A 21,601-nucleotide genomic window follows, 5' to 3' on the forward strand; every position below is an offset into this window, starting at 1 on the left:
GCCCGCATGGACCTGAACATATCGACCCTCGCCGCCCGTCCCGAGCTGGAAGGGCCGATGTGGAGCATGCTCGACCTCTGGCCCGAGTTCATGATGTACGACCCGGTCGGCTGGGCGAACATCGGCCGGATCGTGCGCGAGCTGCCGGAGTACGTCCTCGTCGCCACGAACGACGAGGGCAAGGTCGTCGCCCGCGGCTTCAGCGTCCCCTTCCGGATGGACGTCGACGGCCGCCGCGCGCTGCCGCCCCGGGGCTGGGACGAGGTGCTGCTCTGGGCCTTCTCGGACCTGCGGGCCGGCCGTGAGGCCGACACCGTCAGCGCGATCGAGATCACGGTCGACACGAGCGCCCTGGGCAACGGCGTCTCGCACCGGATGCTCGCCGCCATGCGGGAGAACGTGAAGCGGCTCGGCTTCTCGGAGCTCGTCGCCCCGGTGCGCCCCAACGGCAAGCACCTGGAGCACGAGTCCTCCATCCACGAGTACGCCTTCCGCACCCGCGAGTCCGACGGCCTGCCCGTCGACCCGTGGCTGCGCGTCCACGTCCGCGCGGGCGGTGTCGTCGAGGCGGTGGCCCCGGCGTCGATGACGATCGGCGGCTCCGTCGAGCAGTGGCGCACGTGGACCGGCCTGCCGTTCGACACGGACGGCCCGGTCGAGGTCGACAAGGCCCTCGTCCCGGTGCACTGCGAGGCCTCGCGCGGCTACGCGGTCTACGTCGAGCCCAACGTGTGGGTCCGCCACATCCTCTGACGACAGATCAGTCCGCTACGACGACGTCCTCGGCCGGCGGGGCCTTCGCCTCGACCGGCCTGTCGTAGTCGTAGGTGGTGGTCCCCGGCACGTCGCCGCCCTTCGTGACGATCTTCAGGATGTACGGCGGGCCCTCCGTGGCGACGTAGACGGTCGTCTCGCTTTCGTTGCCCGGCCTCACCAGCTTCAGCGCCTTCCGCCCGTCGACGGTGGTGGGCTCCCCCTTCGCGGGGTCGTCGTCCCAGCCCTGCTCCAGAGTGGAGTGGAAGCGCACCGGGCCGCAGAGCGTCAGCTCGTCCGGGGCGTCGGGGCCTTCGGCGGGCGACTTCGTCCAGCGGCCCCTGAGCTTGTCGATCAGGGCGTCCAGGTCCTCCGGGGTCCGGTCCCTCTCCTCCCCGCGCAGGTGCGTCTCGCTGCGGCGCACGTACACGTCCTTGTCGACCTTGATGACGTCGACCGTGTCCGACGTGCCGTAGGTCAGCGTCGCGGTGCAGTTCCCCCGACTGTCGCGGGAGGTGCGGCTCTTCATCGGCACCGCCAACGAGAACCCGGCGGAGTGTGTGGACGCGGACTCCGCCGACTCCGTCGCCTCGATCGCCTTGCCGAGGATCTCGGACTTGGCCGGGTCGTCGACGTGCCGGTCGCACGCGGTGGCGGAGAGGGTGAAGGCCCCGCAGAGGAAGGCGGCGGTGACGGGGTGGCGGCGGAGTAAGGCGTGCATCGTGGCAGTGTCGCCGAAGGGGGGGAACGGGGGAAGGGGCCCCGTGGGGCCCCCGGTCCTGGTGGTGCGTGGTGATGGGCTGAGCCCGGTCAGCCGAGCTTCAGCTCCCACTGCGAGGGGTTGTAGTCGAAGCCGGGGTTGACCTCGACGGTCAGGGTCTTGGCGGCCTTCGGGGCGTCGAAGGCGACGGTGAGCGTGGCCTTCTTGCCGGGCAGGACGGAGCCCTGGAAGCCCGCGCCGACCTTCTCGTCGAAGATCTGCTCCGCCTCGACGCCCTCCGCACCGGCCCGCGCGCTCAGCAGGACGCCGACCGCGTCGAACTTCTTCGTGCCGCCGTTCTCGACGACGACCGTGACCTGGTAGGCCTTGTTGCCCTTGGTGTGGCCCACCGCGTACTCGCTCGCCGTGTACGCCTTCGGGTCCGAGACCGTGATCTTCAGCTTGTCGTCGTAGACCGACGAGTCGCCGTCCGCCAGGCCCTTCCCCTTGTCCGCCGTCCCCTTGTCCGACGTCCCGGCGTCGCCCGACGAGCCCCCGGCCTTCGTCGGATCCTGCGGGGCCGCGTCCTTGATGGTCTTGTCGATCTCCTCCACCGCGTCGCTGACCGCCGTGACCGTGATGACCAGGCCGACCGTCGCGAGGATCAGGGACACGAGGCCGAGGATCGCGCCGGTGAGCGTCACACCCTTGTTGTTCGCCTCGCCGCGCTTCACGCGGCCCTTGCCGACCAGGCCCAGGATCAGGGCGATGACGCCGAGCGTGCCGGCCAGCCAGAAGAGCAGCGGGATCAGGCCGGAGACCGCGCCGATGATGCCGAGGATCAGGGCCGCGGTGCCGAGGCCGTTGCGCATGGCCTGCTGCGGGGCGGCGGGCGGGACCTGGGTGTCGTACGACATGAGTGTGTCCTCCCGGACAGAGAAGCTGTCTGAAGCGATGGGTCAATCACAGCAGAGCTTGTGAACCGAGTCAACACGGTTCACGGAAAAGAAGTCTGCTCACGCTGTGAAGTGGTGCCGTGTGCGTCCAGCAGTAAGATCGATGTCACACGAGGACGTGGACGCGGGCGAGTCAGGGAGATGAGTCAGGTGCCAGAGGAGAGCGCAGGAGACGCGGGCGCGACGGACGCGGGCTCCGCAGAAGTGACCGCCGCCGGGATCGCCCGGCTCGCGGGGGTCGGCAGGGCCGCCGTCAGCAACTGGCGCCGCCGCCACCCCGACTTCCCCAAGCCCGTGGGCGGCACGGAGGCCAGCCCTTCCTTCTCGCTCGCCGAGGTCGAGCGGTGGCTCCGCGACCAGGGCAAGCTGGCCGAGGTCCCGCTGCGCGAGCGCGTCTGGCAGCAGATCGCGGGCCACCCCGCCGGCGCCGTCACCGCCCTCGTCCACGCGGGCTGCGCCCTCCTTCTCGTACGGGACAGGTCGGCGGCCTGGCCGGCGCTCGCCGCGCTCCCGGACGAGCGGCTCACGGGCGTGCTCCCCGTCGCGCTGGAGGAGACGCTCACCGAGCGCCTCGGCCCCGAGCGGCCCGTCCTCACCCCCACCGCCGCCGCGCTGTCCGCCTCCGTCGCCCTCCTGCGCGGGGTCGCCGAGCTCGCGGCGGAGACGGGCGGTGTCCGTCAGACCTTCGAGTTCCTGCTCGGCCGGCACCTCGACGCCAACCCCCGGCAGTACACGCTGACCCCGCCCGGCCCCGCCTCCCTGATGGCGGCCCTCGCGACCGGCCGCACGGAGCCCCCCGCCCCCGACGGCACCGGCACCCCGCTCACCGTCCTCGACCCCGCCTCCGGCACCGGCGGCCTGCTCAGCGCGGTCGAGTGGCCCGGCGCGGTCTGCGGCCAGGACGCCGACCACGACCTCGCCGCGCTCACCGCCCTCCGCCTGGCCCTCTCCACCGACGCCGACATCCGCGTCCGCTCCGGCGACAGCCTCCGCGCCGACGCGTTCCCGGCGCTCGCCGCCGACGCCGTCCTCTGCCACCCGCCGTTCAACGAACGCAACTGGGGCCATGACGAACTGGCCTACGACCCGCGCTGGGAGTACGGCTTCCCGGCCCGTACGGAGTCCGAACTCGCCTGGGTGCAGCACGCCCTGGCCCGCCTCCGCCCCGGCGGCACCGCCGTCCTCCTCATGCCGCCGGCCGCCGCCTCCCGCCGCTCCGGCCGCCGGATCCGCGCCGACCTGCTCCGCCGGGGCGCCCTCCGCGCGGTCGTCGCCCTCCCGGCCGGCGCCGCGCCCCCGTACGGCATCCCGCTCCACCTCTGGGTCCTGCGCAAGCCCGTCCCCGGCGAGCGGCCCCCCGCCGAACTGCTCCTCGTCGACACCGCGTCCGAGCACACGGGCCAGGGCCGGGACGGCCAGGGCAGGGACGGCAGGGACAGCAGGGACCGGCTCGACTGGCCGGCCGTCCACTCGACCGTACTGGACGCCTGGACGGCCTTCGACCGGGACGGGACCGTCGCCGCGACCCCCGGCGAGAGCCGAGGCGTCCCCGTCATCGAGCTCCTCGACGACGACGTCGACCTCGCCCCCGCCCGCCACCTCCCGCCCCCGGCCGCCGCCGAGGGCGTGACCCAACTCGCCCTGGTCCGCGAGCGGCTCGCCGCGACCCTGCACCGGACCCGCGAGCTGACCCCGCCGCCCGTGACCGACCCGGCCACGGCGGGCGGCGGTGCGGCGGGCCGGCTCACGGCCACGGCCGGCACGACCACCGTCGGCGAACTCGCGCGCGCCGGCGCTCTGGAGCTGTACGCGGGCGGCACGGGCACGGCCCCCGCCGGCGCCCCCGTCGCCGTCCTCACCGACCACGACGTCCTCGCCGCCCAGCCGCCCACCGGCACGCTCCCCGACGGCCCGCCCGAGGACCCGGTCCTCCTCGCCGTCGGCGACGTCGTCGTCCCGGTCCTCGGCGGCGGCGCGGCCGTCCGCGTCGTCGGGGCCCCGGCCGAGGGCGCCGCCCTCGGCCGCAACCTCCAACTGCTCCGCCCCGACCCGGCGACCCTCGACCCGTGGTTCCTGGCCGGATTCCTCCGGGCCACCGCCAACACCCGGCAGGCCAGCAGTTACGCGTCCACCGCGACCCGGCTCGACGTGCGCCGCCTCCAGCTGCCCCGCCTGCCCCTGGCCGAACAGCGGCGGTACGGCGAGCGGTTCCGAGCCCTCGCGGAGTTCGAGGAGACCCTGCGACAGGCCTCCCGGCTCGGCGAACAACTCGTCCAGGGCCTGTACGACGGCCTGGCGGACGGCACGGTCGCGCCCTGATCGGGACCGTCGCGGGCCTGATCCGGACCGGCGCGGCCACCGTCGCGCTCTGAGTCTGTTCGACAACGGTTCTGGACAACCCGGAACCGTTGTCGGTGACGGTGTATACGCTCGTCCTCGACCCGATCCGATCCGTTCGAGCAGGAGCAGCAGCCGATGTACGGCCCCCCGCAGGCCCCGCGGCCGTCGCCGCAGTCGCCGCCCGGCCCCGCCTCCGGTGGCCTGATCGCGCTGCGCGTTCTCTTCGTCGCGCTCCCGCTGCTCAGTTGCGGCTTCCTGGCCTGGGCGCCGATGCTGCGTCTCGCGATCCTGACGCAGAAGGTGCGGGACTGGGTGTTCTTCGGTCTGGCCTTCCTCGCGGCCACCGCGCTCTTCGTGTACATGGGCGTCACGGGCGAGAAGGAGGCCTCCGACCTGGAGGCGGTCATCGGGGTCGGCACGATCCTGGCCCTGGGGGCCGGTTCCGTCGCCTACTACCTGGTGGGGGAGATCCGGCACTACGACCGCCGCCGCGCTCTGCCGGCGGCCGTGCCGCCCCCGTTCCGGCCGCTTGGCTACGCGTACGGGCCCGACGGCTCCGCCGTCACGACGACGCCGAGCGGCGCCCCGGCCCCGTACATCTGCGCCCCGCCGCCCCCGGCCCAGCCCGTCCAGCCCCACCAGCCCCCCACCGTGCCCCGCATCGACCAGGTCCGCGCCGAGCTGGACGAACTGAGCGATCTGCTGCGCAAGGACGGACGGGACGGACGGGAAGGCGAAGGCCACCGGTGAACGGACGCGTCATCGGCGGGCGTTACGAGCTCGCCACCGTCATCGGCCAGGGCGGCATGGGCCAGGTCTGGACGGCGTACGACGGGCGGCTCGACCGCCGGGTCGCGGTGAAGCTGCTGCACCCCGCCGGCATCGCCGGGCCCGCGACCGCCGCCGACGAGCTGCGCCGCCGCTTCGTGCGCGAGTGCCGGGTCACGGCGCAGGTCGACCACCCGGGCCTGGTCACCGTGCACGACGCGGGCAGCGACGGCGAGGACCTGTACCTCGTCATGCAGTACGTGGAGGGCGCGGACCTCGCCGACCACCTGGCGGAGAACGACCCGTACCCCTGGGAGTGGGCCGTCTGCGTCGCCGCGCAGCTGTGCGCGGTCCTCGCCGCCGTCCACGCGGTGCCGATCGTGCACCGCGACCTCAAGCCGCGGAACGTGATGGTCCGCCCGGACGGCACGGTCACCGTCCTCGACCTGGGCGTCGCCTCCGTCCTCGACTCGGACACCACCCGCCTCACCCACACCGGTTCGCCCATCGGCAGCCCGGCGTACATGGCGCCCGAGCAGGCCATGGGCGGCGCCGTCGGCCCGTACACCGACGTGTACGCGCTCGGTGTCGTCCTCCACGAACTCCTCAGCGGGGACGTGCCGTTCTCCGGTTCGACCGCGCTCGGCGTGCTGCACCGCCACCTGTACGAGCCGCCGCGCCCGATCCGCCAACTGCGCCCCGAGGTCCCCGAGGTGCTCGAAGCGCTCGTGCTGCGGCTCCTCGCGAAGGACCCGCGCGACCGGCCGTCGGGCGCGCAGGAGGTGTACGAGCACCTGCTCCCGCTGCTGCCCGCGCGCGGCGCCCCGGCGGGCCCGATGGACCCGACCCGCCCGTTCCTGCGCCCGCACGCGCCGTGGCCGGACCGGAGCGCGACGCCGGTCGCGGCCACGCCGCCCGTACCCGCACGGGCGCCCGTACCCGCACAGCCGGCGTCTCCGCCGCCACCGGTCGACCCCCGGACGTACGGGACGCCGCAGCCCCCCAGGCCGGACGTCGCCGCGGCCGTCGACGAGGTCAAGCGGCTGCTCGGGGAGGGCTCGCTGACGCAGGCCGTGGACATCCTCGGCGGCATCCTGCCCGCCGCCGCGGCCGAGCACGGCGAGCGTTCGCCGGTCGTCCGCATCCTGCGCAAGCAGTACGCGTCGACGCTGATGGACGACGGCCAGTACCGGCGCGCGCTGCCGGAGCTGCGCCGCCTCGCGGAGGACCGTGCGGCGGAGGCGGGCCCGGCGGACCCGCAGACGCTCCAGTTCCGGTACGACGCGGCGGTGTGCCTGGAGCAGTTGGGCGAGACGGCGGCCGCGCTCGCGGAGTTCCGCGCCGTCCTGCCGTTCTACGAGCAGGCCGCCGACCCGGCGCGGGCCTTCGACATCCGGCACCGGCTGGGTCTGCTGCACCTGGCGACCGGGGAGCACGCGGCCGGACAGGCGGAGCTCCAGCGGCTGTTGTTCGACGCGGAGCGCGCGTACGGCCCGTATCACCCGCTTCCGGTGGACTTGCGCAGGGCGCTGGACCGTCAGCGGCAGCTGGGGCCCGGCTCCTGACGGACTGTCGGCGCGTAACGGTCAGGCCTCTGACGGCACGCCAGAATCACGACTCGGCATCTGATCGGGAAGTGGATCTTCCGGGTCCTTTTTGCGCGTTTTGGCGCATGTAACGTTCGCGTCTGATCATGTCCGCGCCCAGCAAGGAATCCTCATGACGACGCCGTCCGCGCCCCTCACCCCCGAGCAGCAGCCCGCCGCCTTCGGCGCCCCCGAGGCCCCCCAGGCGCCTTCGAAGGGGAAGAAGATCCTCAAGAAGGTCGGCGCCGTCCTGGTCGCGATCGTGGCCGTCCTGGCCTGGAAGTTCGGCGTCCCGTACCTCACGGGCGAGGCCCCGGTGCACGCCGAGGCCGGCGAGTGCGTCACGGTGACGGGTCCCGACAACGACCCGAAGGTCGACACGGTCGACTGCGCGGCCGGCAAGGCCGACACGTTCAAGGTCGTCAAGGTCGTCGAGGACACCTTCGACGTGAACAAGTGCGGGGAGGACCTCTCGGCCCTCGCGCAGCAGCTGGAGACGATCAAGTTCGTGCTCTGCCTCGAAGAGGTCGCCGCGAAGTAACGCGCGGACACGCGTACGGAGAAGGGCCGGAACCTCACGGGGGTTCCGGCCCTTTCGTACGTCTCAGGCGTGGTGGGCGGGGGTGGCGGAGCCGCAGGCGGTTACCTGCATATCGTCAAGCGTGGCCGAAAACCGCGTGTCCCCGTATATCTCCCTTGGTCTGCTCGCGGGCCGCGACTACCGTCGGTCGGATGTCCCATCCTTCTGACGCGATCCAGCTGAACCACACCATCGTCTGCTCCTACGACCGCTCCCTCTCCGCCCATTTCCTCGCGGACATCCTCGGACTGGAGGTCGGCGCCCCCTTCGGCCCGTTCCTCCCCGTCGACCTCTCCAACGGCGTGACCCTCGACTACTACGAGTGGAAGGACAAGCCGATCCAGCCGCAGCACTACGCCTTCCTCGTCCCCGAGGGTCGCTTCGACGCGATGATCGACCGTCTGGAGGCGGCCGGCGTGACGTACTACGCCGACCCCGGACACACCGAACCGGGCAAGGTGAACGGCCTCTTCGGCGGCCGGGGCGCGTATTTCGACGACCCGGACGGCCACAACATGGAGATCATGACCACGCCGTACAAGCGGTAGCGGACGGACCGGCGGGTATGCGAAAGGGCCGGGTCGCGGGATTCCGCGACCCGGCCCCTTTGCGTATGGGCTCAGAGGCCGGGTCGGGGTTGGCGGACCATCCGCTGGTGGGCGAGCCGTTGCGCAGCTCCTCGAAGAGGTCGAACCGCTTCTGCAGCAGCTTGACGAGGCCCAGCGACCGGCCCGTGGGGACCCGCGACGCGGTCGCTCACGACGTCCCTTGAGTACCCAGGGCAAATACCAACCCCACCCTTCCCATCCCCCGGCGGTCACCCTGAGGGGGGTCGTCACCCACACGAGCGAACTCTGCCAACTGGACTGGATTCCAGGGTGGTTGCCTGGCATATGCTCACGCCGACCCCAACTGAAAACAGTTCGGCCCCCGGCCGGGACTCGCAATCCCGATCGAGGGCCTGACCAACGAGGAAGCAGAACCTTCCCGATGGATACCCAGCACCCTAGCGCGCCCGCTTCTCGCAGGGGCGTCATCCACGTCAACGTGCCCCACACGACCAGCTACGTGGTCGTCGGCAACCATCTCGCCCAGCACGAGGGCCTCTCGCTGATCGCGATCGGCCTGGCCGTGCACATCCAGTCGCTGCCCACCGGAACCTCCATCACGGTGAAAGCGCTGGCCGAGCGCTTCCCGGAGGGGGAGATCCGCATCGCCGGGGCCCTCCGCGAACTGGAGGCCGCCGGCTACCTGAAGCGGGTCCACGTGCGGCTCCCCAACGGCCGGATCACGACGGAGACGTACTCGTACAACAACCCAGGAGCATCAAGGGACTTGGTCCCGGATCCTGCCCCGGACCCCGGCTGTCGCCCAGAGCCAGGGCCCAAGGTCGCCCCCGCGCCCGCGCCCGCCCCCGCCCCCGCGCCCGCGCCCGACCTCGTACGTGCCGAAGCCACGCGGCTCCCGCACGGCCCGGCCGCCGAGCTGCTCGCGGGCCTGCGCGTCGAGGACCCCCGACTCCTGCTCTCGGTACGGGACGTCGAGAGACTGGCCCCGGCCGTGGACGCCTGGTTCGCCCGGGGAGCCACCCCGGAGGCGGTCACCCGTACGTTGACGGCGGCCCTCCCGGCGACCCTCCAGCGCCCGGCGGGCCTGCTCGCCCACCGTCTGACCACGCTCCTGCCGCCACCCGTGCCCGCACGGCCGCGAGCGGCCGCGCCGCACCCGATCCAGTTCTGCGTGACCTGCGACGAAACGGCCTTCCGCGCCCCGCAACCGGGTCAGTGCCCCGACTGCGTCGCGCTGGCCAGGGAGCACGCGGCCTGACTCACGCGGCCCGCGCCGGACGTCACACGGGGTGGTGACGGCCCCGGAACCGGTTCACGAGCGGCGCCGCGATCCCGACCGCCCCCATGAGCGCGGCAGCGACCCAGTACCTCGGCTCCTGCCCCAGCGTCAGTACGGCGACGACGCCCACCCCGGCGCCCAGGCTCAGGCTCATGGAGGGCCACCAGGCTTCGCGGCGCAGCAGCCCGGGCACGGAGTAGATCGACACGATGAGCCCGGCGAGCAGGCCGAGCTCGTACCACCCGCCGCCCTCGGGCAGGCCGTAGTAGTTCGCGCCCCTCCCGTTGCTGCCGGTCCGCTCGAACCCCAGATGGACCGCGCCCGCCACACCCCAACAGAACGCGACCGCGCCCACGGCACCGATCGCCGCCCGCCACCCCTGACTGATCACCCGCCGGATGCTACAGCCGTCCAGGTGTTCCGGAGCGGGGAGCCGGGCGTGTCAGCACGTACGCGGGGGAGGGGCGGCAGGACCGTCTCCGTATGACGAAGCCGACCCAGCCGACGAAGTCCCTCGGGCTCACCGCCTGCGCCGCCGCCTGCGCCGTGGCCTCGCTGGCCCTCCCGGCGGGGGCGGTGGAGCCCCGGGCGGCCGCCGCGGCCGTGACCGTGGGCAACCCCGTCGCCGGGAACAACGGCTTCGGCGTCGTCACCGAGAAGCACGCCCTCCTCGGCAGTACGGAGTCCGAGGGCCCTGTCGCCGTCGGCGGCGATCTGGCCTACGGCGCCGGGTACAACGTCTCCCTCCACACCGCCGGAACGTTCACCGTCCCCGGCGACGCCCGCCCCACCGCGCTCCTGGTCGGCGGCCGGATCGACTACGCGGACAGCAGCCCGGTGGGCGTGCTGAAGGTCCTCGCCGACGGTTACGTGAAGATCGGCGACGCGAAGGGAAGCGAGGTCGTGACGAAGGACGCCAACGGAGCCACGGTCAAGACACAGGTCACGGCGGCGGGCGCGGGCCACGACGCGACGCCCCGCATCGAGCTCACCAACGAGCAGCCCGCGTCCTCCGTGGCTCCGGCACCGGGCCTGATGGACTTCACGTCACTCTTCGCGACGTACCGGGACCGCGCGGACGCGCTGGCGACCTGCGCGAACACCGTCGAGATCGCCGACCCCGGCCGCATCACCCTCGACGCCACCCGCACCAACGTCCTGCGCCTGACAGGCGCCGAGCTGAACGGGCTCTCGGAGCTGACCTTCCTCAACCGCCCGACGGCGACGGGCCCGCTGGTCATCGACGTGGACACGACGGCCACGGGCTCCGTGTTCACCTGGGACGTCCCCAACCTCGCCGGGGTCAGCGGCGAGGACGCCCCGTACATCCTGTGGAATTTCGCCGACGCGACGGCGGTCACGATCGCCACCGGCGACTCGATCGAGGGAACGATCTACGCACCCCGCGCCCACCTGACGGACCTCGACCCGGCGAACATCGAGGGCGACGTCATCGTCCGCTCCCTGACGGCGGGACCTCTGGAGGTCAACAGCCGGGCGAAGTCCCCGCGCAGGGGAATCCAGCGGGAGCTACGGGCCCCGGTGAACGCGGGCGAGATCCACTACGCCCCGTTCGCGACGAACCTTAACTGCGGAGACGAACCGACGCCCACCCCGACGCCGACGCCCACGGAGCCGACCCCGACCCCGACCGAGCCGGAACCGGAGCCCTCGACAGAGACCCCGAGCACCCCGAGTACGCCGAGCACCCCCAGCGCCTCACCGGGCCGCCCCGGCCCCGACGGCGATCTCGCCGACAGCGGCACGAGTGCCCGCACCTATGCGGCGGCCGCCCTCGCCGTACTGAGCACGGTGGCCGGCCTCCTGCTGGTCCGCCGCTTCAGGCGCTGAGCTGCCCGCCCTTGAACCCGTCGACGAAGGACGCCCAGGCGCCGGCCTCGAAGAGGAGCGCGGGCCCGGCCGGGACCTTGCTGTCACGGACGGGGACGAGGGGGAGGTCGTCGACGACTTCGAGGCACTGCCCGCCATCCTGGTTGCTGTAGGAGCTCTTGCGCCACGTGACGTTGCTCGACCAGGTGGCGCGCGTCGTGGGGGAGTTCCGGGGGGAGGCCGGGCCGTACGTGATGCTGCGGCCCGTCGGGGGTGGCCGGGAGTGGCAGGCGGACCCCGCCCTCATCTCGCGCAGGACCACCCTGAGGGCCTCGGGTTGTGCTGATCGGGTGGCAGGGGATCTCGCGTGTAGCCGGAATCCTGTACGGATCGTTGGCCGGATATGAACATGAAGAGCATCACCCTCCGCATGGTCACGGTCCTCGCCGTCGCCACGGTTCCCCTCGGCCTCGTCGGCGCCGCTCACGCCGCCGACAGCCCGCAAGTCAAGGTCAGCGCCGTCGCCGCCGACGCCACGAAGAGCGGCGACGCGGTAGTGGGGACCCTGGTCCAAGACGTGAGGGACCTCCTCGGCACCGGCCTGACCGGCAAGCCCAAGGGGGGACTCGGCCTGGTCGAGAACCTGGCGGACGGCCTCCTGGGCGAGACCAGCACGGCGCAGGCGGCGGGCACCGGCGCAGTCGTCGCGGCCAAGGACGCAAAGAAGGGGGCCGGCAGCTAGGTCGAGAACGGCGGGCGCGAGGTGGCATGGGCAGGGCAATCGCCTCTGTCCCTCCCCTCGCCCCGCCGGCCTGCCTGGCCGGTGACGGGAAGGAACCGGCCCTCGTCGCTGTTCTGCGCACAGAGCGAACTCATGCTGGTCGACAGAAGGGTGAGGCTGTGTCAGTCATATTCAACGAGGAGACGCGCAAGCTGCTGGACGGGCGGAACTTCGCCACCGTCGCGACCCTGAACCGGGACGGCGGGCCGCAGACCTCCGTGGTCTGGATCGCGCGGGACGGGGACGCGGTGCTGTTCTCCACCACGGCGGGACGCCAGAAGGCGCGCAACCTCGCCCGGGACCCGCGGATCAGCCTCACCGTCTTCGACACCGAGAACCCGTACCGGTCCGTGGACATCCGCGGCACCGCCGAGCTCATAGAGGACCCGGAGAAGTCGCTGCCGCTCGAGCTCTCCCGGAAGTACCTCGGCGAGGACCCGCCGGCCGAGCCGGCCGAGGTGCTCCGGCTCGTCGTCCGCGTGACGCCGCAGAAGGTCACCGGCTTCTCCGTCTGACCTGCTCCCTCCGCGGGCGCAACGAGACCGCGGGTCGGCGCTACGTCCCGGCGGCTGCTCGCCCGCGTGCGTGCGAGCATGCTCCGGTGCGTGAACTGAGTGAGCTGATCGAGGTCGAGGACCCGGCGTGGCCGGTCCTCGGCGAGGAGTTGCGAGGCGCGGCCGTGCCCGTCGAGGTGCTGGACGCCGACGCGGGGCGCGCCGCCGCCACGCTGGTGCAGACGCAGGTGACCGCGCGGTCGTTCCTGGGCGCGTTCGTGCTGCACAGCGGCGGGGCGTTCGTCGACGACGGCTGGCTACGGGTGTACGGCAGTGCGGCCGCCGACGACTCCCGGCGGCTGCCCGCTCTCGCGAAGGTCAACAACTACCCGCCCGTGACCGTCCCCGACTGGCGGCCCCAGGCCGGGCTCGTCGTGGCCCATGACGTCCTGGGTGGGGTGTTCGTCGTCCAGGGCGGACCCGCGGACCAGGTCGGGCTGCCGGGACAGCCCGGGGAAATGGTCTACTTCGCGCCGGACTCGCTCCGGTGGGACGCGCTGGGCGCCGGCTACGGGGCCTGGCTGTCGTGGATGCTCGCCGGAGGCACGGAGGAGTTCTACGAGGGTCTCCGCTGGCCCGGCTGGCGCGACGAGGTCCGTGACCTGGACGGGGACCGGGGGCTCACCCTCTATCCGCCGCTGTGGTCCGCCGAGGCGCACCAGGACCTGGCGGCGACGAGCCGCGGCATCGTGGCGATGGCGGAACTCCTGGACTTCGAGCGGGAGACGAGCGTGCAGTTCGACGAGGCGGACCCCGGATTCCTCGGGGCGCTGTGAGCGGCACGGTCGTGCCGAGCACCGAGCGGCTCGACCTTCTGCCGCTCGCCGTCGCGCACGCGGAGGAGATGGCCGATGTCCTGGCGGACCCGGCTCTGCACGTGTTCATCGGGGGCGCCCCGCTGACCGCGCCCGAACTGCGCGCCCGGTACGAGCGGCTGGCCGCCGGGTCGCCGGACCCCGCGGTGGTCTGGTGCAACTGGGTCGTGCGGCTGCGCGACGAGGGCCGGCTCGCCGGGACCGTACAGGCGACGGTCACCGACGGAGGGCGGGTCGCGGAGATCGCGTGGGTCGTCGGCACGGACTGGCAGGGACGGGGGATCGCCCGCGAGGCGGCCCGGGGACTCGTGGCACTGCTCGCCGACCAGGGCGTACGGACGGTGCTCGCGCACGTCCACCCCGACCACACGGCCTCCGCCGCCGTTGCCCGCGCGGCCGGGCTCGCGCCGACGGAGGAGTGGGAGGACGGGGAGATCCGCTGGCGCCTCGACCTTCCTGATTGATCTCTCCGGGGCCGAGACCGGGGCCGGGGCCGGTGCCGGTCAGGCGTGACTCGGCGTGTTCCGGGCCGTGGACAAGCCGTGGTCAGGCCGGGGCCGGGCCGTGGTCAGGCCGTGGTTCTGATGTCCGACCCGCCGCCCCACACCGTGGCGATCAGGGCGTCCGCCGTGGCGGGGTCGCCCGCCAGGCGGCCCGCCTCGCGGACCTGGTCGGCGTCCAGGGCGCCGGACTTCGCCAGTTCGATCGCCTCGTGGACGCCGTCGCCCTCGCCGTGCGCGAGCATCGTGAAGAACCAGCGCACCGCCTGCACGGGGTCCGGGTCGGTGCCGAAGCCGTCGCGGTACCAGCAGGCGGCGGCGTGCATCGCGCCCGTGTGGCCGCGCTCGGCCGCCCAGAGGTACCAGGTCAGCGCCTCCTCGTCGCGGTCCAGCTCCGAGAGGCGGTCGGCGAGCAGGGCGCCGGCGATGTCGATGCCCTCCCGGGTGGCCGCCTCCAGGAGGCGCCGGGACTCGTCGGGGTCGTCGACGAGCTGGGCGAGGTTCAGGCAGGCGTAGGCGTCCCCGGCGTCGGCGGCCGACCTGAACAGGCCCGCGGCACGGTCGTGGTCCTCGTCGACGCCTATCCCTTCGAGCAGCATGTACCCGTAGGTGCGCTGCCCGGCCGGGTGCCCTGCCCCGGCCGCCGCGCGGGCGTACCGCACGGCGTCGGGCAGGGCCGACTCGTCGAAGTACTCCAGGTAGATCCCGGCCAGCAGCGCGGCGGCCTCCGCCGACCCCGCGTCCGCCAGCGGTACGAGGCCGACGGTCACCTGCGTCGCCAGCTCGGCGCCCTCCGCGCTGCCGTCCATGGCGGCCCGCACGAACGCGTGCCCGGCCGCCACCCACTCCCCGGCCTCGGCGGCCTTCCGTCCCTCGTCCAGATGCATGCGACGACCTTAAGGCCGGGGCCGGGAACGCCTGAGGGCGGTCAGGCGCCAGAGCAGCAGTGCCGCCAGTGCCGCCGCTCCGGCCGCGAGGCCAGCCCGCAGGCCTGGTGGGCGGAACGTGCAGTCGATGGTTCCGGACGCCGGTGCCGGGAAGGAGAGCAGGCCGCCGTACGACGTCGTCCGGGCTCCCCCGGCGCACTGCCAGCCCGCGATGCGGGGGGCCGCCATGACCACGGTGCCCGGGCCCGCGGGGACGGTCGCGGTGATGCCGTCCGGTGTGGGGCTGATCGCCGTGGCCGCCCTCGTGCGGAGGGAGTTCACCGCCGCCCGTAGACGCGCGTGGTCCAGGCAGCCGATCTCGGGCCTGCCGCCGGCCGGGACCTCCACCTTCGTGCCCGCCGTCCGCTGGACGCCCAGCGACGTCATGGCCGCGCTGCGTTTCGGCCGGCCGCCCAGGAGGCCGGCCGTGCTCGCGCCCAGGCGGGCCCGGCCCGTCGCGTCGGGGGCCCAGAGGAAGACCTCGGTGCCGACCCGGCAGGCGCCCGCGCGCGGAGCCTCGTACACCCGGGCGCCCAGCAGGAGTTCCTGGTTGCGGAAGGGGGACGGGCCGTAGACCGGGGGCGGGCCCGGCGGGCGTACCGTCACGAGCGGGAGGTACGTGTCCGTGCGGGCCACGGCGCCGTCCCGCCACCGCGCCCCCACCCCGAACACCGCGTCCGTCACCGGGTTGTCCAGGCTCAGCAGGTTCCGGCCCCGCGAGGTCCAGCCGCCGCCGAGCGCCGTCAGCGTCGCCGTGAGGACCGCCGGGGTGTGGCTGCTGTAGTACGCGGCGCCCTGACCGCCCAGGAGGAGGGGATCGTTCCCGGCGAACCGGGGGAGGCCCGTGTCCGTGCGGTACGCGGGCCAGCCGTCGGCCGCCGCCAGGGCCGCCGCCCGCCGCTCCTCCTCCGGACCCAGCGGGGGGTAGTCGTCGAGGCGGGTCAGTCGCTCGCGGTCCGCGTACGCCGTCGTCGCCGCTGCCTGGCCGAGCAGCGTCCCTGTGACGAGGAGCGCGGCGAGGATCCCGTACCGGCCCCGGCGGGGGAGGAGCAGCGCGCCCGCCACCGCCGCCAGGCCCGCGCCCGCCAGGAGCAGCGCCCAGCGCGTGACGACCTCGCTCGGCAGCGCGCCCGCCACGAGGACCACGACCACGCCCGCGCCGCCGAGCAGCGCCCGGCGGTCCGGGAGGCCGTGGGAGACGGCCGTCCAGGCGGCGAGGACGAGGATGCCGGAGAGGACGAAGGTCTGGCGGTACGGGCTGCCGTTCGGGGTGGCGAAGACATGCCAGAGGAGGTGGGTCGGGCCCCACTGCATCGAGAGCGCGACGGCCGCGCACAGGGCCGGCCACAGCCATCGCTCACGGCCCGGGACGTCCCGGCGGAAGAGCAGCGTCCCCGCGAGCAGCGGCACCGCCGTGCAGACGAAGGCGGCCGGGGTGGCGAAGCTGTACGTCGCCGGGAGCAGCCGGGCGAGGACGTCCGTACCGGCCGCCGGGCCGAACTCCCTGACCATGCCGGGGTGGGCGTGGCGGGAGCCGAGGAAGACGGGGACGAGGACGGGGGCCGCGAGGCCGATGCCGAGCGCCGTCGTCGCCACCGCCCGGACCAGGGTCCGTACGCGGAAGGCGTCCGTCGTCGCCAGCCGGACCAGGAGGACGAGGGCGGCGCCGAGCGTCGCCATGTACGCCGTGTAGAAGTTCGCCAGCCAGCAGACCGCCACCACCAGCGGCCCCAGGAGCGGCCTGCGGCCCTCCCGTACCCACTCGCCGACCAGGCAGAGCAGCGGGAAGGCGATCAGGCCGTCCAGCCACATCGGGTTGTACGTGCCCTCCGCGAGCGACCAGCCGCACAGCGCGTACGCGGCGCCCAGGACCGCCGCCCACCACCACGCGCCGGTGCGCGGGCCCGGGCCGAGGCGGCGCAGCAGGAACGTCATCGCGGCCGCCGCGACCGCCGTCTTCAGGACGGTGATCCCGTACACCGCGTACTCGATGTCCGCGCGGGGCAGGAGCGCCACCAGCGGGGCGAAGGGGCTCGACAGGTAGGTGCCGTAGTCGGGGAGGAAGCTCGTGCCCCAGCCCGCCCGCCAGTCGAGCAACAGCCCGCCGTCCGCGCGCCCGTGCAGCAGGTCCCAGAGGTGCGCGTGGAACGGCACGAACTGGTTCGCGAGGTCGTTGACGGCCCGGTGGCGCGGCCCGAAGGGGAAGACGCGGGCGACGGCGTCCCCGGCGCAGACGGCGACCGTGGCGAGCAGGGCGGCCAGCAGGGACGAGCGCCTGGTGTTCGAAGCAGTGTGGGCGGTGTTCGGCATGACGGGTCGAATATGCCAGCGACCGCGCGGGAAAGGCCCGGCCCGGCAGGCCAGTTCACGCGATGGTCGCCTGCCCGTCATCCGCGCGGACCGGCCGGGTCACCGGGCTCCGTTGTCGTGGTCCGCGTGCTGCTCTCGATCGTGGTCCCGTGCTTCAACGAGGACGACGTCCTCACCCGCTTCCATGCCCGCGTGACCGAGGAATTCTCCCGTCTCGACGGGGAGTTCGAACTGGTCTACGTGGACGACGGGAGCCGGGACCGGACCCTGCCGCTCCTCCAGGAGCTCGCCGCCGCCGACCCCGGCCGCGTCCGCTACGTCTCCTTCAGCCGCAACTTCGGCAAGGAGGCCGCGATGCTCGCCGGGCTCCGGCACGCCGTCGGGGACGCCGTCGTCATCATGGACGCCGACCTCCAGCACCCGCCCGAGCTCGTGCACCGCATGGTCGCCCTGCACGCCGAGGGGTACGACCAGGTCGTCGCCCGCCGCACCCGCGAGGGCGACCGGGTCACCCGGACCCTGACCGCCCGCCTCTACTACCGGGCGATCAACCGGCTCGTGGACGTCGAGCTCGTCGACGGCGTCGGCGACTTCCGGCTGCTGTCCCGCCGTACCGTCGACGCCCTCCTCGGCCTCGGCGAGTACAACCGCTTCTCCAAGGGCCTCTTCGCCTGGGTCGGCTTCCGCACCACGACGTTCTCCTACGAGAACGCCGTGCGCGAGGAGGGCCGGTCCAAGTGGACCTTCGGCAAGCTCCTCAACTACGGGCTCGACGGACTCCTCTCCTTCAACAACAAGCCCCTGCGGGCCGCCGTCTACCTCGGCCTGCTCCTCGTCTCCCTCGCCTGCGCCTACGCCGCCTGGATCGTCGTCGACGCCCTCGCCAACGGCGTCGACACGCCCGGCTACGTCACGCTCCTCGTCGCCGTCACCGCGCTCGCCGGCGTCCAGATGGTGATGGTCGGACTCATCGGCGAGTACGTCGGCCGCATCTACTACGAGGTGAAACGACGCCCCCATTACCTGGTGCAGGAGACGGAGACGGGTCAGGAGGAGAGGGAGTTGCGGGCCGACACCCGGCGGTCCGGTGACTCGTTGTGGGAAACAGTCGCTCCGAAGTAGTGGCTACGGCCCCGGCGACTCCCTACCATCGATCACCGCAAGGTCGTTCAACTGACGCACGACCCGCCCGGGAGGCTCCTGTGCACCGCCGCGATCGCCGCATTGCTCTCTCCGTCGCCGCCGCGCTCCTCGCGGCGCCGTTGCTCACCGCCTGCGGGAGCGACGCCCACCCAGGAGCGGCGGCCGTCGTCGGCGGCGAGCGGATCGAGGTGTCCACCCTCCAGGCGCAGGTCAAGGACGTGCGGGCCGCGCAGGCCGCCTCGCCGCAGTCCGCCCAGCTGCTCGGGGCAAGCGGCGACCTCAACCGCCGCAAACTCAACGCCCTGATCTTCGACCGGGTCGTGAACAAGGTCGCCGACGACAACGGCGTCACCGCGACCCGCGCCGAGCTCCAGCAGACCCGCGCCGCCTTCGTCCGCCAGAGCGGCGGCGAGGACCGGCTCGCGGCCGCGCTGCTCCAGGAGCAGGGCGTGGCGCCCGACCAGATCGACGACGTCGTCCGCCGCAACGTCCTCATGAACAAGATCGCCGCCAAGCTGGGGATCACCGAGACCCCCGAGGGCCAGCAGAAGCTGACGGACGTCTTCACCGCCGCCTCGAAGTCCCTCGACATCGACGTGAACCCGCGCTTCGGCGCCTGGGACGACGCCCAGGTCCAGCTCGACGGCGGCTACAACGGTGCGCCGTGGCTGCGGCAGGTCAGCCAGGACCCGGGCGCGGCCCAGGCCGGAGCCTGAGCGAGGCAGCTCGGGGCCGGGGGCCATGTCCGGTCCCCGGGACCGAGTCCGGGTCCCCGCCCCCGTCCGGGTAGGTTCGAGGGGTGACATCTGAGAGCCCCGGCCGCATCGTCCTGCTGACCGCCAGCCACCGCGTGGCGCCCGGACTGCTGTCCTGGCCCGCGTGGCAGGCCCTGCACGGCGCGGACCGGGTGCTCTGTCCCGACGAGCGCCACCCCCAGCTGCCGTATCTGACGGAGGCCGGGGTCGCCGTCGAGCACGTCCTGCCCACCGCGCAGGAGCTCGTCGAGGACTGCGCCGGCGGCCGGACGGTCGTGCTGCTGCCCTCCGGCGAGGGCGACCGCGCCCTGACCGACGGGCTCGCCCGGCTCGCCGGCTCCGGCCGGGTCTCCATGCCCGACCTGGAGCTGCTCCCCGGCTCGTACGACCTGCCCGGCTCCCGCCTGCTCGACCTGGTGCAGGTCATGGACCGGATCCGGCGCGAGTGCCCCTGGTCGTCGCAGCAGACGCACAAGGCGCTCGCCAAGTACGGCATCGAGGAGGCGTACGAGCTCGTCGAGGCGATCGAGGAGGGCGACCACGAGGAGCTCCGCGAGGAGCTCGGGGACGTCCTGCTCCAGGTCGTCTTCCATGCCCGGATCGCCGAGGAGGACCCGGAGGAGCCGTTCTCCGTGGACGACGTCGCCGGGACGATCGTCGAGAAGCTGATCCACCGGCACCCGCACGTCTTCGGGGACGCGACCGCCGAGACCCCGGAAGAGGTCAAGGCCCACTGGCTGCGGACCAAGGCCGTCGAGAAGCAGCGGGAGTCCGTGACCGACGGCGTGCCGCTCGGACAGCCGGGGCTCGCGCTCGCCGCGAAACTGGCGGGCCGCGTGCGGACGGCGGGGCTCGACGTGCCGCTGCCGGAGGGCGAGGGCATCGGGTACGAGCTGCTCGGCCTCGTCGCACGGGCGGAGGCGGCCGGCGTGGACCCGGAGGCGGCCCTGCGGGCGGCGGCCCGGGCGTACCGCGACGCGATCCGCGCGGCGGAGGGGCTGTGACGGAGCCGAAGGAGCGCCGGCGGCCGGCCGCCGCCAGGCAGTGGATCCAGATGATCCCGATCGCCCTGTTCGGCACGGCGAAGGCGCTGGACGACGCTTCGGCCTGGTGGGTACGGGTCCTCTGCGCACTGTTCGCGCTGTGGGCCGTCACGGGGCTGGTACGGGTGGCCGTGTGGCGCCTGCGCAGGCGCGCCCGCGTCGTCGCCCGCTTCCGCCGGGCCTGAACCCCCGGCTCAGGACTCGCGCGGGGCGCGGGCCTCGGGGTCGTGCCAGTGGAGTGGGGGCGGGCCGAGGAGGCGTTCGGCGGCGGTGCTCGGGCGGGTCGAGAAACGGCCGATCGCCGGCAGCGTGTCGTGGTGGATCCGGTCCGGGTCGGTGCCGAGCTCCGTCAGGACCTCGGTGACCTCCGTCAGGAAGCCGGGCGGCCCGGCGAGGTAGACCTCGTGCGCGGGCCACTGCTCGCAGGCCTGGAGCGCGTGGACGAGGCGTTCGGTCGCCTGGTCGCGCCGGCGGCCGGGGGCCGCGGTGATGTAGGTGACGTTCAGTCCGGGGAGACGTTCCTTCAGGGACTCCGCGTCGGGGCGCCCGTACAGATGGTCCTTCGCGCGGGCCACGACGAACAGCCGGCCCTCAAGGCCCGGCTCCGTCTCGGTGGCCTCCTCCAGGAGGGCCCGCACCGGCGCCCAGCCCGTACCCGCGCATATATACGTGCGGAGTCCGCCCGAAGACGTCCGTGCCGTGAGGCCGCCGCCGGCGGCGCTGAGCCGCAGGACCTCGCCGGGACCGGTCTCGCCGACGAGCGCCGTGCTCATCGCGCCGCCGGGGATCCGGCTCACATGGAGGTCGAGCGTGCCGTCGTCGCGGGGCGCGTTCGCGACGGAGTAGGTGCGCCAGACGCGCGGGACGCGCAGCGAGCTGACGCTGACGTACTGGCCGGGTACATAGGGGAAGGGCTGCCGGGGCCGCAGGGTCAGGACGGCCAGGCTGTCGCCGTACCGCTCGTGGCGGACGACGTCCGCGTCCCACCAGGCGGGCTCGCCGGCCCCGGCGGCCTCGTCGGCGCCCGCCTGCATCAGCTCGACCACGAGCCCGTACGCCTCGGTCCAGGCCTTCTCCGCCTCGATGGTCCACGCGGAGCCGGCGGCGTGCGCGAAGGCGCCGATCAGGCTCTCGCCGACGGCGGCGTACAGCGCGGGCGAGGCGAGGAACTTGCGGTGGTCGCGGCCCAGGTGCCCCAGATAGGCGGCGAGGGCGGGATCCTCCAGGTGGGTCACCACATGCGTCAGCGCGGCGAAGAGCCGGTCCCGCTGCGGGACCATGTCCTCGGGGAAGAGCTCGCGCACTCCCGGGTTGTTCCAGAAGAGGTGCGAGTAGAAGAAGGTGACGGCGTGCTCGGCCCGTCTCTCGACGATCGCGAACGTGCTTCTGATCAGCTGGGGATCCACTGACATG

General features: G+C 73.4%; 23 protein-coding genes. 16 read left to right on the forward strand and 7 right to left on the reverse strand.

The window, feature by feature from the left end; translation table 11 throughout:
- Window positions 1-6 precede the first annotated feature (6 nt).
- Window positions 7-753 (forward strand): N-acetyltransferase, encoded by a 747-nt coding sequence (locus tag OG357_RS23585; protein WP_329623041.1) that lies wholly within the window; start codon window positions 7-9, stop codon window positions 751-753.
- A gap of 7 nt (window positions 754-760) precedes the next feature.
- Here the strand turns inward: OG357_RS23585 and OG357_RS23590 are convergent, their stop codons facing one another.
- Both OG357_RS23590 and OG357_RS23595 read right to left on the reverse strand, forming a co-directional pair.
- Window positions 761-1,474 carry a hypothetical protein gene (locus OG357_RS23590; protein ID WP_329623042.1) on the reverse strand — a complete coding sequence of 238 codons (714 nt, stop codon included), beginning with the start codon at window positions 1,472-1,474 and terminating at the stop codon, window positions 761-763.
- Window positions 1,475-1,563: 89 nt separating this feature from the next.
- Window positions 1,564-2,370, reverse strand: a complete 807-nt coding sequence (locus OG357_RS23595; protein ID WP_329623043.1) for a DUF4190 domain-containing protein — start codon at window positions 2,368-2,370, stop codon at window positions 1,564-1,566.
- A 243-nt stretch (window positions 2,371-2,613) separates the two neighbouring features.
- Here OG357_RS23595 and OG357_RS23600 point away from each other — a divergent pair, with 243 nt between their 5' ends.
- From OG357_RS23600 to OG357_RS23625, 6 genes are all read left to right on the forward strand, one after another.
- On the forward strand, window positions 2,614-4,728 hold the full coding sequence (locus tag OG357_RS23600) for an N-6 DNA methylase (RefSeq protein WP_329625675.1): 2,115 nt from the start codon (window positions 2,614-2,616) through the stop codon (window positions 4,726-4,728).
- A gap of 156 nt (window positions 4,729-4,884) precedes the next feature.
- Window positions 4,885-5,499: a hypothetical protein gene (locus OG357_RS23605; RefSeq protein ID WP_329623044.1), complete on the forward strand. Its 615-nt coding sequence runs from the start codon at window positions 4,885-4,887 to the stop codon at window positions 5,497-5,499.
- Window positions 5,496-7,082, forward strand: coding sequence for a serine/threonine-protein kinase (locus tag OG357_RS23610; protein ID WP_329623045.1), 1,587 nt, complete (start codon window positions 5,496-5,498; stop codon window positions 7,080-7,082). Before OG357_RS23605 ends, OG357_RS23610 begins: the two co-directional genes overlap by 4 nt.
- Before the next feature lie 154 nt (window positions 7,083-7,236).
- Complete coding sequence (locus tag OG357_RS23615) at window positions 7,237-7,644, forward strand: LppU/SCO3897 family protein (protein ID WP_329623046.1); 408 nt, start codon at window positions 7,237-7,239, stop codon at window positions 7,642-7,644.
- A gap of 191 nt (window positions 7,645-7,835) precedes the next feature.
- A complete protein-coding gene (locus OG357_RS23620; protein ID WP_329623047.1) occupies window positions 7,836-8,231 on the forward strand; it encodes a VOC family protein in 396 nt (131 codons plus the stop codon).
- Between the two features lie 499 nt (window positions 8,232-8,730).
- Window positions 8,731-9,510 (forward strand): helix-turn-helix domain-containing protein, encoded by a 780-nt coding sequence (locus OG357_RS23625; RefSeq protein WP_329623048.1) that lies wholly within the window; start codon window positions 8,731-8,733, stop codon window positions 9,508-9,510.
- Window positions 9,511-9,532: 22 nt separating this feature from the next.
- On the opposite strand, the gene OG357_RS23630 is transcribed toward OG357_RS23625, so the two are convergent.
- Window positions 9,533-9,922: a hypothetical protein gene (locus OG357_RS23630; RefSeq protein ID WP_329623049.1), complete on the reverse strand. Its 390-nt coding sequence runs from the start codon at window positions 9,920-9,922 to the stop codon at window positions 9,533-9,535.
- 92 nt (window positions 9,923-10,014) lie between these two features.
- Between OG357_RS23630 and OG357_RS23635 the strand changes: the two genes are divergently transcribed.
- On the forward strand, window positions 10,015-11,382 hold the full coding sequence (locus OG357_RS23635) for a choice-of-anchor A family protein (protein ID WP_329623050.1): 1,368 nt from the start codon (window positions 10,015-10,017) through the stop codon (window positions 11,380-11,382).
- On the opposite strand, the gene OG357_RS23640 is transcribed toward OG357_RS23635, so the two are convergent.
- Entirely contained in the window at window positions 11,372-11,668 is a 297-nt protein-coding gene (locus OG357_RS23640; RefSeq protein ID WP_329623051.1) for a DUF397 domain-containing protein, read from the reverse strand. The genes OG357_RS23635 and OG357_RS23640 overlap by 11 nt on opposite strands.
- A gap of 102 nt (window positions 11,669-11,770) precedes the next feature.
- Between OG357_RS23640 and OG357_RS23645 the strand changes: the two genes are divergently transcribed.
- The 4 genes from OG357_RS23645 (at window position 11,771) to OG357_RS23660 (ending at window position 13,975) form a co-directional block, all read left to right on the forward strand.
- Window positions 11,771-12,103 (forward strand): hypothetical protein, encoded by a 333-nt coding sequence (locus OG357_RS23645; protein ID WP_329623052.1) that lies wholly within the window; start codon window positions 11,771-11,773, stop codon window positions 12,101-12,103.
- 158 nt (window positions 12,104-12,261) lie between these two features.
- On the forward strand, window positions 12,262-12,657 hold the full coding sequence (locus OG357_RS23650) for a PPOX class F420-dependent oxidoreductase (RefSeq protein ID WP_329623053.1): 396 nt from the start codon (window positions 12,262-12,264) through the stop codon (window positions 12,655-12,657).
- Window positions 12,658-12,743: 86 nt separating this feature from the next.
- Window positions 12,744-13,472, forward strand: coding sequence for a DUF2625 domain-containing protein (locus OG357_RS23655; protein WP_329623054.1), 729 nt, complete (start codon window positions 12,744-12,746; stop codon window positions 13,470-13,472).
- Window positions 13,469-13,975, forward strand: coding sequence for a GNAT family N-acetyltransferase (locus tag OG357_RS23660; protein WP_329623055.1), 507 nt, complete (start codon window positions 13,469-13,471; stop codon window positions 13,973-13,975). The genes OG357_RS23655 and OG357_RS23660 overlap by 4 nt, the downstream gene beginning before the upstream one ends.
- A 104-nt stretch (window positions 13,976-14,079) precedes the next feature.
- Here the strand turns inward: OG357_RS23660 and OG357_RS23665 are convergent, their stop codons facing one another.
- Window positions 14,080-14,898, reverse strand: coding sequence for a tetratricopeptide repeat protein (locus OG357_RS23665; protein ID WP_329623056.1), 819 nt, complete (start codon window positions 14,896-14,898; stop codon window positions 14,080-14,082).
- Between the two features lie 9 nt (window positions 14,899-14,907).
- Entirely contained in the window at window positions 14,908-17,247 is a 2,340-nt protein-coding gene (locus tag OG357_RS23670) for a YfhO family protein (RefSeq protein ID WP_329623057.1), read from the reverse strand.
- Window positions 17,248-17,373: 126 nt separating this feature from the next.
- On the opposite strand from OG357_RS23670, the gene OG357_RS23675 reads away from it, so the two are divergent.
- From OG357_RS23675 to OG357_RS23690, 4 genes are all read left to right on the forward strand, one after another.
- Window positions 17,374-18,369 (forward strand): glycosyltransferase family 2 protein, encoded by a 996-nt coding sequence (locus OG357_RS23675; RefSeq protein ID WP_329623058.1) that lies wholly within the window; start codon window positions 17,374-17,376, stop codon window positions 18,367-18,369.
- A gap of 80 nt (window positions 18,370-18,449) precedes the next feature.
- On the forward strand, window positions 18,450-19,106 hold the full coding sequence (locus tag OG357_RS23680; protein ID WP_329623059.1) for a SurA N-terminal domain-containing protein: 657 nt from the start codon (window positions 18,450-18,452) through the stop codon (window positions 19,104-19,106).
- Window positions 19,107-19,189: 83 nt separating this feature from the next.
- Window positions 19,190-20,149: a nucleoside triphosphate pyrophosphohydrolase gene (locus OG357_RS23685; RefSeq protein WP_329623060.1), complete on the forward strand. Its 960-nt coding sequence runs from the start codon at window positions 19,190-19,192 to the stop codon at window positions 20,147-20,149.
- The gene (locus OG357_RS23690; RefSeq protein ID WP_329623061.1) at window positions 20,146-20,373 is read left to right on the forward strand and encodes a hypothetical protein; all 228 of its coding nucleotides are present in this window, start codon (window positions 20,146-20,148) and stop codon (window positions 20,371-20,373) included. The genes OG357_RS23685 and OG357_RS23690 overlap by 4 nt, the downstream gene beginning before the upstream one ends.
- Before the next feature lie 9 nt (window positions 20,374-20,382).
- On the opposite strand, the gene OG357_RS23695 is transcribed toward OG357_RS23690, so the two are convergent.
- Window positions 20,383-21,594: a globin domain-containing protein gene (locus tag OG357_RS23695; RefSeq protein WP_329623062.1), complete on the reverse strand. Its 1,212-nt coding sequence runs from the start codon at window positions 21,592-21,594 to the stop codon at window positions 20,383-20,385.
- Between the last annotated feature and the right edge of the window lie 7 nt (window positions 21,595-21,601).

The organism is Streptomyces sp. NBC_01255, assembly GCF_036226445.1.
Classification (GTDB): Bacteria; Actinomycetota; Actinomycetes; order Streptomycetales; family Streptomycetaceae; genus Streptomyces.